This window comes from Undibacterium sp. TC4M20W (assembly GCF_049340245.1).
GTDB lineage: Bacteria > Pseudomonadota > Gammaproteobacteria > Burkholderiales > Burkholderiaceae_D > Undibacterium.
Map to the genome: position 1 here is coordinate 36,846 of NZ_JBMPPI010000002.1, position 15,151 is coordinate 51,996.

9 protein-coding genes are annotated in these 15,151 nt (G+C 50.1%); 6 read left to right on the forward strand and 3 right to left on the reverse strand.

Annotated elements, in window-relative coordinates; translation table 11 throughout:
- The first annotated feature begins 501 nt into the window (after positions 1-501).
- Complete coding sequence (locus ACO0LL_RS02690; protein WP_422949359.1) at positions 502-1,473, forward strand: phospholipase A; 972 nt, start codon at positions 502-504, stop codon at positions 1,471-1,473.
- Positions 1,474-1,591: 118 nt separating this feature from the next.
- On the opposite strand, the gene ACO0LL_RS02695 is transcribed toward ACO0LL_RS02690, so the two are convergent.
- Both ACO0LL_RS02695 and ACO0LL_RS02700 read right to left on the reverse strand, forming a co-directional pair.
- The gene (locus tag ACO0LL_RS02695; RefSeq protein ID WP_422949360.1) at positions 1,592-2,614 is read right to left on the reverse strand and encodes a LacI family DNA-binding transcriptional regulator; all 1,023 of its coding nucleotides are present in this window, start codon (positions 2,612-2,614) and stop codon (positions 1,592-1,594) included.
- A 213-nt stretch (positions 2,615-2,827) separates the two neighbouring features.
- Positions 2,828-4,408, reverse strand: a complete 1,581-nt coding sequence (locus tag ACO0LL_RS02700; protein ID WP_422949361.1) for a tryptophan halogenase family protein — start codon at positions 4,406-4,408, stop codon at positions 2,828-2,830.
- A gap of 403 nt (positions 4,409-4,811) precedes the next feature.
- Between ACO0LL_RS02700 and ACO0LL_RS02705 the strand changes: the two genes are divergently transcribed.
- Positions 4,812-7,241: a TonB-dependent receptor gene (locus ACO0LL_RS02705; protein ID WP_422949362.1), complete on the forward strand. Its 2,430-nt coding sequence runs from the start codon at positions 4,812-4,814 to the stop codon at positions 7,239-7,241.
- A gap of 215 nt (positions 7,242-7,456) precedes the next feature.
- Positions 7,457-7,933 carry a cache domain-containing protein gene (locus ACO0LL_RS02710; RefSeq protein ID WP_422949363.1) on the forward strand — a complete coding sequence of 159 codons (477 nt, stop codon included), beginning with the start codon at positions 7,457-7,459 and terminating at the stop codon, positions 7,931-7,933.
- 95 nt (positions 7,934-8,028) lie between these two features.
- On the opposite strand, the gene ACO0LL_RS02715 is transcribed toward ACO0LL_RS02710, so the two are convergent.
- Positions 8,029-9,390, reverse strand: a complete 1,362-nt coding sequence (locus ACO0LL_RS02715; protein WP_422949364.1) for a GH1 family beta-glucosidase — start codon at positions 9,388-9,390, stop codon at positions 8,029-8,031.
- An 861-nt stretch (positions 9,391-10,251) separates the two neighbouring features.
- Between ACO0LL_RS02715 and ACO0LL_RS02720 the strand changes: the two genes are divergently transcribed.
- The 3 genes from ACO0LL_RS02720 to ACO0LL_RS02730 all read left to right on the forward strand — a co-directional run bounded on the left by ACO0LL_RS02720 (position 10,252) and on the right by ACO0LL_RS02730 (position 15,112).
- Positions 10,252-11,586, forward strand: a complete 1,335-nt coding sequence (locus ACO0LL_RS02720) for an MFS transporter (RefSeq protein ID WP_422949365.1) — start codon at positions 10,252-10,254, stop codon at positions 11,584-11,586.
- A 950-nt stretch (positions 11,587-12,536) separates the two neighbouring features.
- A complete protein-coding gene (locus ACO0LL_RS02725; protein ID WP_422949366.1) occupies positions 12,537-13,922 on the forward strand; it encodes a pyridoxal-phosphate dependent enzyme in 1,386 nt (461 codons plus the stop codon).
- Complete coding sequence (locus tag ACO0LL_RS02730; RefSeq protein ID WP_422949367.1) at positions 13,919-15,112, forward strand: trans-sulfuration enzyme family protein; 1,194 nt, start codon at positions 13,919-13,921, stop codon at positions 15,110-15,112. Before ACO0LL_RS02725 ends, ACO0LL_RS02730 begins: the two co-directional genes overlap by 4 nt.
- Positions 15,113-15,151 lie beyond the last annotated feature (39 nt).

The following is a 15,151-nucleotide window of genomic DNA, read 5'->3' on the forward strand; positions in this document are numbered from 1 at the left end:
TCACCAGTTCGCGGTTGAAAGTATTCAGAGATGCATATTAAGCAACCGTACATGAGCAGGCTTTGCAATTTTGTTATAACTCAACTTCCTTTTGATTTTTAGCTACTTTGCCAAGCTGATTCGATTATTGCAATCGCCATGCGACAGGATGCAAAAATGAGTAGATCAAACATAAGAATTTTGGAACAGGCTGCAGATATATGACAGCCACCCCTTAGAAAATACAAAGAAAGTCCGCCAATTTGCGAGTCAGTGATGCAGCCCGCAAATTAGCCGGAATTATGTTTGCTACCGAACATACCTCTTGCTGAAGCCCGCTTATCCTTGTCAATCATAAAAGAAGCACGCCGACTGGTTAACTTAATCAGGCGATGTGCCACCGACTCGCCACTTGACAACTAAATGCCACTTAAAGCGCTTATGCCCGCCCACTTCAAAAAAATAATATTCCCTTTATTCATCATTTCGCCTGCGTTATTTAGCCAGGCACAGGCTACCGAGATGGAACAACAGATGCTGCGTTGTTCCGTGCTAGGAGACGCGAGTGTCCGCCTTAGTTGCTTTGATGCCCTCGCCAAGGCAGCTACCCCGGTGGAGGCTGACAAACCAATCGCCAAGGCAGAAGCCCTGCAAGATTTGAAAGAGACCGTGGCGCCTGAAAAGCCACCAGAAGCAGCACCCGAAATGTCGCGCATGGTGCAACGCTGGGAACTTGATGAAGCATCCAAGCGCGGTAAATTCGTGTTTAGGCCTCATCATGATAATTATCTGCTGGTGGGCAATTACAGCAATGCTTCGAACGATGAACCGTTCAAGAAATTCACACCTGCCGGCGTCAAATCCAAGCATGTGGAATTGACTTATCAACTGAGCATGAAAATGAAACTGGCTGAAGAAGTGGGTAACTCGCCTGTTGATCTGTGGGTAGCCTACACCCAGCAAAGTTTTTGGCAGGCGTATAACCGCAGTGCATCCAGCCCTTTCCGCGAGACCAATTACCAGCCAGAAGTCATGGCAATGATCCCCATCAATAAAAGCCTGGGTGATTTCAATATCCGCTACCTTAATTTTGGCATGGTACATCAGTCTAATGGTCAGACCTCGACTTTATCGCGCAGCTGGAACCGCGTCTATGCCGAGCTGGGTGTTGAGCACGGCAATTTCTCATTCAGCACAAGACTCTGGCGTCGTCTTGATAACGCAAGGTCAGATAATGACAATATCGATATCGTTGATTACATGGGGCATGGCGACATACATGCCACCTATCGCGAAAAAGGCGGGCGCGAATTTTCCCTGACCGCACGCCGCAATTTCAATACCGGCCATGGTGCATTGCAAGCCAGCCTCGCTATGCCTATTACTACCAATCTCAAGGCCTATCTGCAAATGTTCTCGGGATATGGCCAGAGCCTGATTGATTATAATTATTCGCAAAAATCAATCGGTGCGGGATTCATGGTTGATTTCTGACCGCTTTGATTGTGGAATTTTGCCCCTGCAAGGCTGCCCATTATTTACGACCGGGCAGGCACGCTGACATATCTTTTACCTGTTTTACAGGCGCAAAGATATGTCCAGCATACCGTCCTTAGCGCATCCGTCTGGTGGTTTCCCTGGCAATCAGTTCCAGGCCAGGTAAGCTGGTATCGACTTCATTCCCGGCAATCAGGCCCAGCAGGGTCTTGGTCGCGAGCAAACCCATGTCATACAAAGGCTGGTGGATGGTAGTCAGGGGTGGCGTTGTATACAGTGAACTGGGCAAGTCATCGAAACCTATCAGGGAGATATCTTCCGGCACGCGTATCCCCTTGCGGTACAGGCCCAGCCTGACACCGTAGGCAGAAAGATCGTTGGCCGCAAACACGGCGCTGAATTGTTGCTGGGTTTCCAGCAAGCGGTTAATCGCCAGCAAGCCACTAGCCTCATGAAAGTTACCTTCAGCCACCAGGTTTTTTTCAAAGGGGATATTGGCTTCACGCAGGGCATTTTGATAGCCCTCTTGCCGCTCTGCAGCATCGGTATTATTTGCCGGCCCAGTAACAAAGGCGATGCGCCTGTGCCCCAACTCTATCAAATGCCGGGTTGCCAGATAAGCGCCATGGACATTGTCGAGCTTGAAGCCGACCGCAGTCTTGCTATTCAAGCTGCGGCCAGTCGCGACGATGGGTTTATCGAGGGCAAATTCCAGCACTTTTTTATCAGCAATACGGCCAGACAGCAAGATAATGCCATCCACCTTGCGTGCCAGTAAAAGCTTGATGCGGGAAGCCTCTTCGTCAGCATTCCAGTGCCCACTGACGATCACCGAGGCATAGCCAGTACCCTTCAAACCATCATCGACCCCATGCAGGGTTTCATCAAAAAAGGGGCTGGAAATATCCTGCACGACGATGCCTATGGTCATGGATCGACCACTTTTCAGCCCTTGCGCCAGCTGGTTGGGCTCAAATTTCATTTCTGCAATGGCAGTTTCGACTGCCTTGCGCTTGACATCAGAGACCTTGGCCGTGCCGTTCAGGATGCGCGACACCGTGCTGGGCGACACACCCGCCTCACGCGCAACATCCAACAAGGTCACCGGCTCATTTTTACTTTTTGTTCTCTCGACCACGCAATGCCTTCCCAAGCAGGGTAATTATTTATTTTAGATTTATTTTAGTATTAACAACTTATCTTCACAATTCAGTGAAAAGCTTTTCACAATTAGCATAACATGGATTTTTGCGCGTGCGCAGTGGGTCTGCCTTCTATCCATTGTCTCTGTACTCAAACAAACACAATCACGACATTCGCGACATCGTTGCGCCCACCTTGTTGATCGCTTTCAAACCTGCCTTGCCAGCACCGAAGGAAGCGGAGACGCCGCCCTGCACAAGTGCTCAACCAGTTTTCTATGGTCAGGCAAATCAGCCAGGGCGCGTTGCGCCATCTGGGCTATCATCTGAAATTCTTGGGCAGCTTCCTGGTCTTGTGGATAAACGAATTTATTGCTCGCCATATCGGTCTGAAATTCCATCCCATACAAAACAAACTGCCAGCTCGATGGCGGATACATTTCCAGATCTGCAATAAAGTCCATACGGTGTGGCGGGCGGCAGCTCCACATCTTCAGCTTTTCCTGCAGGCTCTCAGGTATAGAGTTAGCATCCCTGTTATCACGCCAGAATGCAGAGTCTGTCCTTTGACTCAGACTGAAATGCATTTTGACAAAATCAACGACGCGTTCATAACGCGCTTTCATATGTTGATTAAACTGGGTCGCCACTGCATCAAACTCGCCATTGAATGGAAACAGATAAGTCAGCAAATAGGCTGCCGTTTCTATCAGGCCTATGCCTGATGATTCCAGCGGCTCAATAAAACCACCGGACAAGCCTATGGCCACACAGTTCTTGATCCACTGGGTTTCGCGATAACCGACATTGAGCTTCAACAACCTCGGCGTCATGCCATCAGCTGCCGGACCGATGTATTGACGCAAAACTTGCTCCGCTCTGGCCTCGTCCGTATGACGACTGGAAAACACATAACCTATGCCGCGTCTTTCCTGCAATCCTATGTCCCATATCCAGCCTGCTTCCTGCGCGCTGGAGATAGTATATGAAGGTATAGGTGCATCTGGCTTAGCATAGGGCACTTGTAAGGCCAGAGCCCTATCTACAAACAACACATCATTCAAAGACTTGAATGGCGCCCCCAGGGTCTTGCCTATCAGACCTGCGCTGAAGCCTGTGCAGTCTATGAACAAATCTGCCGCCAGCATCTGGCCATCTTGCGTATGCACGGCTGCAATCGCACCTTGTTCATCCAGTTGCACATGCTCTACTGTTCCCAGTATCCGGTTCACTCCAAGTGATTGCCCGTGCTCAGACAATAATGCTGCCAGACGGCCAGCATCGAAATGGTAGGCATAATTCATCGGCCCCAAAAAATCTTTGTCGGCAAATCTCTTAGGCCCGCGTGACGCATCTGCTATGCATTTTTGCATGGTCACGGCATCCGCAAAAGCTGGCTGTTGGCCATTGCGCGCAGCCAGCCCCTTCAACCAGTAAGGTAATAATTCCGGCCCACGCTGACTGGGATGACTGAAGGGATGAAAGTAGTGATCAACACCCGGGCTACCAGCTGGCCTGACCCAATGATCAAAGCGTATGCCCTGCTTGAATGTGCCATGACACTCCCGGATAAAACGTGCCTCATCTATACCTATCGCCGCCAGCGTACCGCGTATCGAAGGAAAGCTGCCCTCACCAACACCAATAATGCCTATGTCTTTTGACTCCACCAGGCGTATCTGTATGCCCTCTCCCTCTTTGGAAGATGACAGGTGTTTGGCCATGAAACATGCAGTCAGCCAGCCGGCTGTTCCACCGCCTACGATCAATACATTTTTTACGGCTTTCATTTGAGCAAGCTCCTCGGTTTAGCTGCGGTCAAGAGTAAATAGCTTCACGGCGCACAGGTATGTTTCACTAGCAGTATCAGTTGCTCTCACACAGGACAATATCAATGGCAGTGACACGCAAACACCTTGAAAACCAACTGGCTGGACGGCAATCAATTCCCGTTTATTGCAAACCAGTCAGGGATGCAGACTACGCATTGCACAGTGGTTTTCACCTCAATCCGGCTTATATTACAACATTTTGAAAACGTTATCATTTTATGTTTGACACAGAATTCAAGTTTTATGTATTATGAAAACGGTTTCAAAACAAAATCAAAGAAACACCAATAAGAAAACGTTTTCAAAAACGTCATGGTTTAATCAGAGCAAAAAAACCAATCCAACCTGTAACAGGAGACATATGAAAATCCGCAATCTTGCGACTAGTAAAGTCGCGACCACACCTATACAACTGGCGATCATTACCCTGATCACCAGCATGGGTGCTGCCCACGCGCAAACACAAGCGCCTGCTCCAGCACCAACCAGCGCCAGCCAAGCCAAGGCAAATAGCGAAAGCACGACTATTTCTGAAGTGATCGTCACCGGTACCAAGCGTGCCACGTCACTGCAAAAAACCCCGGTAGCGATCACCGCCATCAATGCCGCAGCACTTGAAGACGCCCATGTGCAAAACGTGCAGGACGTGGTTAATCTGGTGCCAGGCTTCCAGGCCACCGGCCAGGGTGATCATGGCGTCATCACCATGACCATGCGTGGTATCGGTAACGACAGTGCTAAAACTGAATACGCCGATCCTGAAGTTGCCCTGTTTATCGACGGTATCTATGCGCCCCGCCCTGAAGGCGCAACATCCCTGCTGTTTGACCTGGAAGGCATAGAAGTATTGCGCGGCCCGCAAGGTACTTTATGGGGCCGTAATGCCACAGTTGGCGCAGTCAATATGCAAACCGCCAAACCAAAAATCGGTGAAAGTTCTGGCTCGGTAGAGGGCGGCCTGGGCAGTTACAAACGTTTTGGCACCCGTGGCGCATTCAATATCCCGGTCAGCAATGAAATGGCGCTGCGCTTTGCCTATGCACATGAAAAACATGATGGTTATGTCGATTATCAGGCACCTACCATGCTGTCCCTCGATAGCCAGAAAGCTGCGTTTGCCACTTATCTCAAGAATGGTGGCACAGTAGTTCCCTTCCAGCCTATCAACTATGCATTGTTCGTGCAGGATGGCCCCAAGTATGGTGCACAAGATCAGACTGCTGCCCGTATCAGCATGCTGTGGAAACCTAACGCTGCCACCAAGATCGATCTGTCTTATGAGAAATTCATAGACCGTGGCACTCCATCCATGAACCTGCTGCAAACGCCACGTGCGGGACAAAGCCACTGGTCGGCCCTGATCGATACAGCCCCGTTTTCAGAGCGCGATAGCGACGCCATCCGTGGCCGCATAGAATATGCCATCAACAAGGAAATGCAACTGACTTACATCGGTGGTTATTCCAAGTTCAGTGGCTCGTCCCGTTTTGACCAGGACGGCGGTGCCAATGCGCCAACCAGTTTCACCTCTGGTGGCAGCATGCAGGCAAACAATACTGTTTCATCCAACTATAAAAACTTTAGCCATGAAGTAGAACTGCAATCCGTCGGCACACGTGATGTAGATTGGCAATTGGGTTTGTACTACGGTTCTGAAACCAATGATATCCGTTTCGACATCCCTATCCTGAATGGTACTTACCAGGGTACAGTAGGCTGGCAAGGTTCTTTCATCCAGCCTAAAGAAACAGTGGAAACAGCAGCAGCGTTTGGCCAGGCAACCTGGAACGCCGGCAATGACACGCATATCACTGGCGGCCTGCGTTACACCCAGGACAAACGCACGAATGTCGATGGACGTGGTTACGGTTTTTCTGGAAAGCCTGAGCTTAGCCAGGCGGCTATCACACCGAATGTCAATCCGGCTTCTGCCAATTCCAACTTTGCGCCCTACTCTTTCAATGATGGCAGCTATAGCGGCAACAAGGTAACAGGCTTGCTGCGCATTTCACACGACATTGACAAAGACAATATGGTGTACGGTAGCATCTCCACGGGCTATAAATCTGGTGGTCTGCAAGATGGTGGCAAAACCTACGGTCCAGAAACTTTGACCAACTTTGAACTCGGCAGCAAGAGTACTTTGCTGGGCGGCACTGTCAGGTGGAATAACGCCCTGTACTATGGCAAGTTCAAAGACTTCCAGTTCAGTGCGCCCGTTACTGCACCTGACGGCACACGCGGCTTGCAGACATCCAATGCCGATGGCGCAACCGTGTATGGCTTTGAGTCTGAACTGGCAGCAAAACTGAGCAAGGACGACAAGTTGCAAGTCACCATTGCCATCGCCAAGGCCACCCTCGGCAACCTGGTAGGCGGCTCAAATGACTATGCCCTGCCTGCCTGTAAAATACCTGGCATCAGCAACTGCCTGGATGTATCTGGCAACACCATGCCACATACACCGAAGTTCTCTGCCCAGGTCTTGTACCAGCACACCTTCCATTTGAATGAAGGCACACTGACACCACGTATCAGCCTGCATTACGAGACTGAAACTTGGCTCAGCGTTTTCAATTATGGTGATGGCGATAAGCAAGAAGCCTATTCCCGTGCTGACCTGGGCTTGCGCTATCAGTCCACAGGCAAATCCAGCTGGTATGCAGACTTCTTTGTTCGCAATGTTGGTGACAACAAAGTCAAGACCAGCGCCATGAATGCCAATGGCCCATGGCAAGCGCAGTACTTGCCGCCACGCACCTTTGGCGTCAATGTTGGTATTGATTTCTAAAAGTACATAGACTCAAACTGCCAATACATGCCCCGGCCCACGCAAGTGGCCCGGGGTTTTTCTTTGTTCGCCCGGAAAACAGACGTTTTAGCATTGTTTAACACAAGTGCAAATCACAAACATTGCATTACGTAAATTCGTCATTAAAATGAATTTTGGCTCAGCAGCATAAAGCTTCCCCCTTGCCATGTATTTTTTAATAACAGGAGATCAAGATGCGAAGAATATTTATTAAGTCCTTGCTTGCGCTTGCCGGTTTTTCCATGCTGGCAGTGAGCCAGATATCTGCCGCTGCAGACAAAGGGAATGCCGATGAAGCAATGGCCCTGGTGAAAAGAGCCGCTGCTTACCTTAAAGAAAATGGCAAAGACAAGGCCTATGCCGAGTTCAACAATCCCACCGGGCAATTTGTCGTCAAGGATTTATATGTTTTTGTGTACAACACCAATGGTGACGGCATCAACCGCGCTCATGGAGCGAATGCCAAGATGGTGGGTAAGAATTTACTGGAATTGAAAGATGCGGACGGCATGCCCATCGTCAAAAGTTTTCTCGATGTTGCCAACAGCAAAACCGGTCATGGCTGGGTCGATTACAAATGGCCCAATCCGACGACAAAGCAAATGGAGCCGAAATCAACTTATATCGAACGCGTGGGTGATGTCTTGATAGGTTGCGGGATATACAAGTGATATAGCAGAACAACTTTGCAAAGGCACAGTTTGCGCCTTTGCAAAGTTCGTAGTGAGACAGGGCTTCAATCCTGGCGGGAATACGTCGTTATGGCTCAGGCTGCAGCAGGAGTTTGAACTAGCTGTTCCTGCAATTGTGCACGGACAAAATCACGATACCAATACGCACTGTCTTTCAAGGTGCGCTGCTGTGTTGCGTAATCCAGATACACCAGGCCAAAGCGCTTCGCATAGCCCGAATTCCACTCAAAATTATCCAGCAAACTCCAGTAAAAATAAGCTTGCACATCAACGCCGGCAGCTATCGCATCATGCATGGCCTGGAAATGCAATTGCAGGTATTTGATGCGCTGCTCATCATGCACTTTTCCATCTTCCAGTTTGTCAGCAACTGCCATGCCATTTTCAGTGATGTAAATCGGTGGCAAGGTCGGATATTCAGCTCGCAGTTTCAACAATAAATCTGTCATGCCGGAAGGATAAACTTCCCAGCCCATATCACTAAAACCGAGCTTGCCTTCAGGCTGTTTGGGTGGATTGTCGGTACTGACAAAAGCGCGGAAATAATAATTCACACCAAGAAAATCCAGAGGCTGGCGAATGTTATCCATGTCTTCTGCATGCACATGAAACTTGCTCATATCCATGCGGTCCAGTGCTTTTTGTGGATAGCTGCCTTTGAAGATCGGGTCCATGAACCATTGCACAGAGCGCGCATATTCCCATTCTGCCTGGGCAATGTCAGCAGCTGAGTCAGTAGCTGGCATGGCTGGCCACTGATTCAGGACTATGCCTAGTTTGGCCGGACAATTGATAGCGCGCATGGCTTGCAACGCCAAGCCATGCGACAGCAAAAGATGATGCGACACCTGTATCGACAACGCAGTATCTGCCACACCGGGTGCAAACTGAGCATTGCCGTAACCAAGATTGGCAGTACACCAAGGTTCGTTGTGGGTAGCAATGCTGGCAAGGCGATGACCAAAACGGCGCGCAATTTCTGCTGCGTATTCGGCAAAGCGCACGCAGGTATCACGATTAAGCCAACCGCCCAGGTCTTGCAAGCCCTGCGGCAAATCCCAGTGATACAAAGTCAGGTGGGCAGCAATACCACGCTCTTCCAGCTTATCCAGCAAGCGGGAATAAAATTCAAAGCCTTTTTCATTCCAGTCACCATAGCCCAGGGGTTGCACACGCGACCATGACACAGAAAAGCGGTAAGCCTTGAGCCCCAGGCCAGCAATAATGCCTACGTCCTCAGCATAGCGATGGTAATGGTCACAAGCCACGTCGCCGGTGCTGCCGTCAATGATAGTCCCGGGTGTATGGGTAAAGGTATCCCAGATAGAAGGGCCACGGCCATCAGTAGCTGCGGCCCCTTCTATCTGGTAAGCACTGGTGGCAACGCCCCAGGTAAAAGCAGGAGAAAACTCGGGCATCGTTGATGAATTAGTCATGGTCTGTTTTTGGATAGGTTCACATTCTGCATGTGGCAAGCATGCATACTGTTCTTATAAGTTGTCATGCTTCATTGTCCAAGAATTGGCTACCAACTCCTCTCCTGAAAGCCAGAACCAGAGCCAGTGCCAGACATCAATGCAGCATGCATTTGTTTGAAACCGTTTTCAAATCATCGTAAAAAGTGATTTTTTAATCACCAATTAAGCTTGAAACAAAAATCGCCGCTCAAACCTTAAACCAATCAACATGAAGATTATTTGAGCAAATTAATGAAAACGTTTTCACAAATGGGAATTTATCACCGGATATGTGGGCTGTCAACGCCAGACTTTCACAAACCGTCTATATCACTCTACAAAAATCGCGAACTACCTCAAAAATGCAAATTTTTTCATACTGCATGTTGCATCTCTCCAATGCCTTCACTGAAATCAATTTCAGTCGCAACCCCTTTTCCGCTGCTGGTAATACAACACGATTTCAATTCAAATACTTGAACCGCCCTTGCCCGGCTGACGCTGTAAACAAGACTTTCCTCAGAGGTATCAAGCTATCAGGCCAGTAAGATTTTCTGTATCCGTTTATATTTTTTTGCGAATGCAATGCTCCGTTTTAAAAATTCATGCTATTCTGCGCTTGAAAAGGTTTTCATAACAATGATCACTGATTCCAATTAAAACTATTAACGAGACAGCCTGCCAACTCATTTGTCATTCATGACTGGTCATATCCTCCACAAAGAGGATTCAGTACCGGCAGACATCAAGTGAGCACCATTCATGCATCGCCCTATGACGTGCTATGCATGAATGGAAACCAGCAGGCATGCCGCCTACTCATAAAGAAGCGTGCAGCCCATGATTACTGAGACAGAAGTCAATATCCCGCCAGCAAGCCCGGCCAGGAAATCACCCTTGTTCTGGGTGCCGACCACTTACTTTACGATGGCCCTGGCCTATATGATGCTGACCAATGTCAGCGCCATCATGTTCAAGAACATGGGCATGGACAATGGCAAGGCCGCTGAATATGCCAGTTACCTGATCCTGGCCTATACCATCAAGCCCTTGTTTGCCTCATTTGTAGAAATGTACAAGACCAAGAAATTCTTTGTCATCTGCACACAGTTGATCATTGCCGTCGGTTTTGTCGGCGTTACCCTGGTTATGTCCTTGCCCAACTACATGCTGATACTGATGAGCCTGTTCTGGGTCATTTCCTTCCTCGGAGCCACCCAGGATATTGCGGCTGACGGCGTGTATGTCACCTCGCTGAACAGCAAGGCACAATCCCTGTATTGCGGCATCCAGAGCCTGAGCTGGAATATAGGCCCCATCGTGGCGGCAGGTGGCCTGGTTTATTTGAGTGGCAAGTTGCATACCGATTTTTTCCATCATGACCCCAAGGTATTTGGTGCAGACTGGGTGGATGCCTGGCGCATCATTTTCCTCATCGTCGCGGGTGTCATGGCCCTCATGGCAGCCTGGCATTTACGCACCATGCCAGATGGCGCGAAAGCAGAAAACACGCCCACTAACATGAGTGAGGCCCTGTTCATCCTGCGCGATTCTTTTGTTACCTTTTTCCAGAAACGCGATGTCTGGCTGATGATCGCTTTCGCCTTCCTGTTCCGCCTCAGCATAGGTTTCCTGGAAAAAATCGGCCCCTTCTTCATGGTCGATCCTGTCAGCAAGGGTGGCCTGGGTTTATCGAATGAAATGCTGGGCCTGACCTATGGCACGTATGGCCTGATCGCCGTTTTGCTCGGCTCATTGCTCGGCGGCTGGTTTGTCGCCAAGCGCGGCTTGCAGCCTACCTTATTCATACTCTGCTGCGCCGTGAATATCCCGAATGCCAGCTTTCTGGTCATGAGCATCTTCCAACCTGAAAGCCTGTGGCTGATCACCGCCGGCGTTGCTATCGAAAAATTCTTCTTTGGCTTTGGCTCCGTCGGTTTCATGATCTACCTGATGCAACAACTCGCCCCCGGTAAATACACGACAACCCACTACGCTTTCGGCACCGGCCTCATGGGCCTGTGCATGATGGTCACCGGCGTCATCAGCGGCCATTTACAGCAATTGCTGGGTTATACAAATTATTTCATCTTCGTTATGCTGGCAACGATCCCCTCTTTTGCGGTATGCTGGTTTGCGCCCTTCCATCACAAAGAAGGGCAAACAGAAAACTGAATCAGTAGCACACAATAAAATAAAGGCGGCTCGTCCCAACCGTTCACGCTTTAACGTAACAAGTCCCCCACTTTCAATGCCGCCTCGTGCGGCATTTACTTTTGCGGGTTGCGGATAAAGTGAACAAATTCATTTGTTATAGACTCTTCACCAGTATCAAAGAAATATAAATCAAGGTCGCGTTGGTGTTGCCGTTGATCTTGGTGTTGTAGTTGCTTTTGAAGGTCGCAGTTCCCATGTGTCGATGCCTTTGCTGCATGACAGAAAATGGAAATAGAAAGTCCGATGTTTGAGCGTAGCGAGTTTTCGGACTTTCCCATTTTTTGTCATGCAGCAAAGGGAACCCCGCAGGGGCAGCGACGCCTGGGTCGCCTTTTTTGGCACAACTTTTTGGCGAAGCAAAAGGGTGTGTAGCTGCCGGTCTACCACCGGCCTCCAATCGCAAATTACGTATACGGATTTTAAAAATCTAATCCATAAACTCCCTCAAGGCTGAAATTAATAGACCTCTCGGTACACTAATAACGCCACTGGATTCCAGCCAAAAGTACGCTGGAATGACGCTATATAGATTGCCGTCATGCACTGATCAATCCACCAACCAAAGCCAGGCCCCCTCCAACTTCATATCAGAGCGTTTGACGAATAACATAAATACAGTAAATCCTCAGTGCCTCAATCAGAATCTACGCCAAACATAAATACGCAAAGCATCGATATAAGCAAACCGCATATACCCCAACAAATTTCCAAACTATGGCTATACTATCCCCATACTTGCCACTTTGACCTCAAATCAGTCTTACCCAAATGCAAGTAAATCATTTTCCAACTATGCTTAGTTGGAAAAATTCCTTAGCCTCAGGAGATGAAATAGCTAGCATAGCTGCCTCATAAACAAATGCTAAACCTGTTGCACCCCTATTGTATGCACCCAGGAGCACACTAAGATGACAAAACAAACTGATCCCGCAGTACTTGCGTTGATTGGCAATACGCCTATGGTCAAGGTTACCCGCTTTGACACAGGGCCATGTGAATTATTCCTCAAACTGGAATCACAAAACCCTGGCGGCTCCATCAAGGACCGCATAGGCAGGTCCATGATAGAAACAGCAGAACGCGAAGGCCGTCTGCAGGCGGGTGGTACCGTAATCGAGGCAACGGCTGGTAATACTGGCCTCGGTCTGGCGCTGGTAGCGCGCGCCAAGGGTTACCGCGTGGTGCTGGTGGTACCGGACAAAATGTCCACAGAAAAAATCCTGCACCTGAAAGCCATGGGTGCAGAAGTCCACATCACCCGCTCTGATGTAGGCAAGGGCCACCCTGAGTATTACCAGGACTATGCAGCACGCCTGGCCAAAGAAATACCAGGCTCTTACTTTGCCGACCAGTTCAATAACACAGCCAACCCGCTCGCACATGAAACCACGACAGGACCAGAAATCTGGGCGCAGACTGATCACAGAATCGACGCCATCGTCGTTGGCGTAGGTTCGGGCGGCACGCTGACGGGCCTGACACGTTATTTCAACAAGGTCCAGCCAGCACTGGAATTTGTACTCGCTGACCCCAAAGGTTCGATACTGACTGAATATGTAGAGACAGGTAATATCAATGAAGTCAGCGGTTCCTGGGCGGTAGAAGGCATAGGTGAAGATTTCATCCCCGGCATTGCTGACCTCAGCGCTGTCAAGCATGCCTATACCATTGATGATGCTGAAAGTTTTGGCACCGCACGAGAACTGCTGCGAGCAGAAGGCATACTGGCCGGCTCTTCCACCGGCACCCTGCTGGCAGCAGCCCTGCGCTTTTGCCGCGCCCAGACCACGCCCAAGCGCGTAGTCACCTTTGTCTGCGACACCGGCACACGCTATCTGTCCAAGGTGTATAACGATAACTGGATGACAGACCAGGGCTTGCTCAAGCGTAAAAACTATAACGATCTGCGCGATATCATCAGCCGCCGTTACGATGAAGGCGGCGTCATCAGCGTCAATGCCAGCGATACCCTGATGGTAGCGTTCAACCGCATGCGCAGTGCCGATATCTCGCAACTGCCCGTCATACGCGATGGCGCGATTATCGGTATCATTGATGAATCAGACCTGCTGTTGAAAGTATCTGCCGATGCCAGCCTGTTCCGCAGTGCCGTAGAAGACACCATGACCAGCCAGATAGAAACCCTGGCACCGGATGCCAGCATTGCTGCATTACGCGCAACGCTGGACCGCGGCCTGGTTGCCATCATTGCAGCCGACAAACCGGAAAAGCAGTTTTATGGCCTGATTACCCGCTTTGACCTCCTTAACCATATGCGCAGGACACTTTCATGAGCTATCCCGAATACAAGAAGCCTACCCACCCGCAAGCCTTTGGCACGCGTGTCATCCACGCCGGACAGTTCCCTGACCCGGTCACCGGCGCCATCATGCCGCCTATTTATGCGACATCCACCTTCGTGCAGGACAGCCCAGGTGTCCACAAGGGCCTGGACTATGGCCGCTCACACAATCCTACGCGCTGGGCGCTGGAACGTGCCGTAGCTGACCTCGAAGGCGGCGCGCAGGCATTTGCCTTTGCCTCTGGCCTGGCAGCGATAGCCACCGTGCTGGAAATCGTCGACAGCGGTGCCCATATCATCGCCGGTGACGATATGTATGGCGGCAGCTACCGCCTGTTTGAACGTGTACGCAAACGCAGCGCTGGCCTGCAGTTCACTTATGTGGACATGACCAAGCCGGAAGAAGTGCTGGCTGCGATACGCCCTGACACCAAGATGCTGTGGGTAGAAACACCAACCAACCCCATGCTGAAGCTGGCTGATCTGCGCGCGATTGCCAAAATCTGCCGCGAGCACAATATCATCGCCGTGGCTGACAATACTTTTGCCAGCCCAAAGGTACAACGTCCGCTGGAACTGGGTTTCGATATCGTCGTCCATTCCATGACCAAATACCTGAATGGCCACTCGGACATCATCGGCGGTATCGCCATCGTTGGTGGCGAAGCACATCAGGCTGATTGGCGCGAGCGTCTGGGCTTTTTGCAAAACTCCGTTGGCGCAATCGCCAGCCCCTTCGACAGCTTCCTCGCCTTGCGTGGCATCAAGACGCTCAATATCCGCGTCGAACGCCACAATTCAAATGGCCTGGACCTGGCACGCTGGCTGGAAAAACAGCCCAAGATCAAAAAGGTTTATTACCCAGGTCTGGAAAGCCACCCGCAACATGAGCTAGCCAAACAGCAGATGGATGGCTTTGGCGGCATCATTTCCATAGAACTTGACACCGACCTGGCAGGCGCACGCCGCTTCCTCGAACGTTGCGAAGTATTCGCCCTTGCTGAAAGTCTGGGTGGCGTAGAAAGCCTGATAGAACATCCGGCCATCATGACGCATGCAACGATCCCGGCAGAACAAAGAGCCAAACTGGGTATCACAGATTCATTCATACGCCTGTCGGTAGGCATAGAAGATGTGGAAGATTTAAGACAGGATTTGCAATCTGCGCTAGATGCGGTTTGACGTAGTCTGACGTAGTTTGATGTAATGTTGAACTAATGC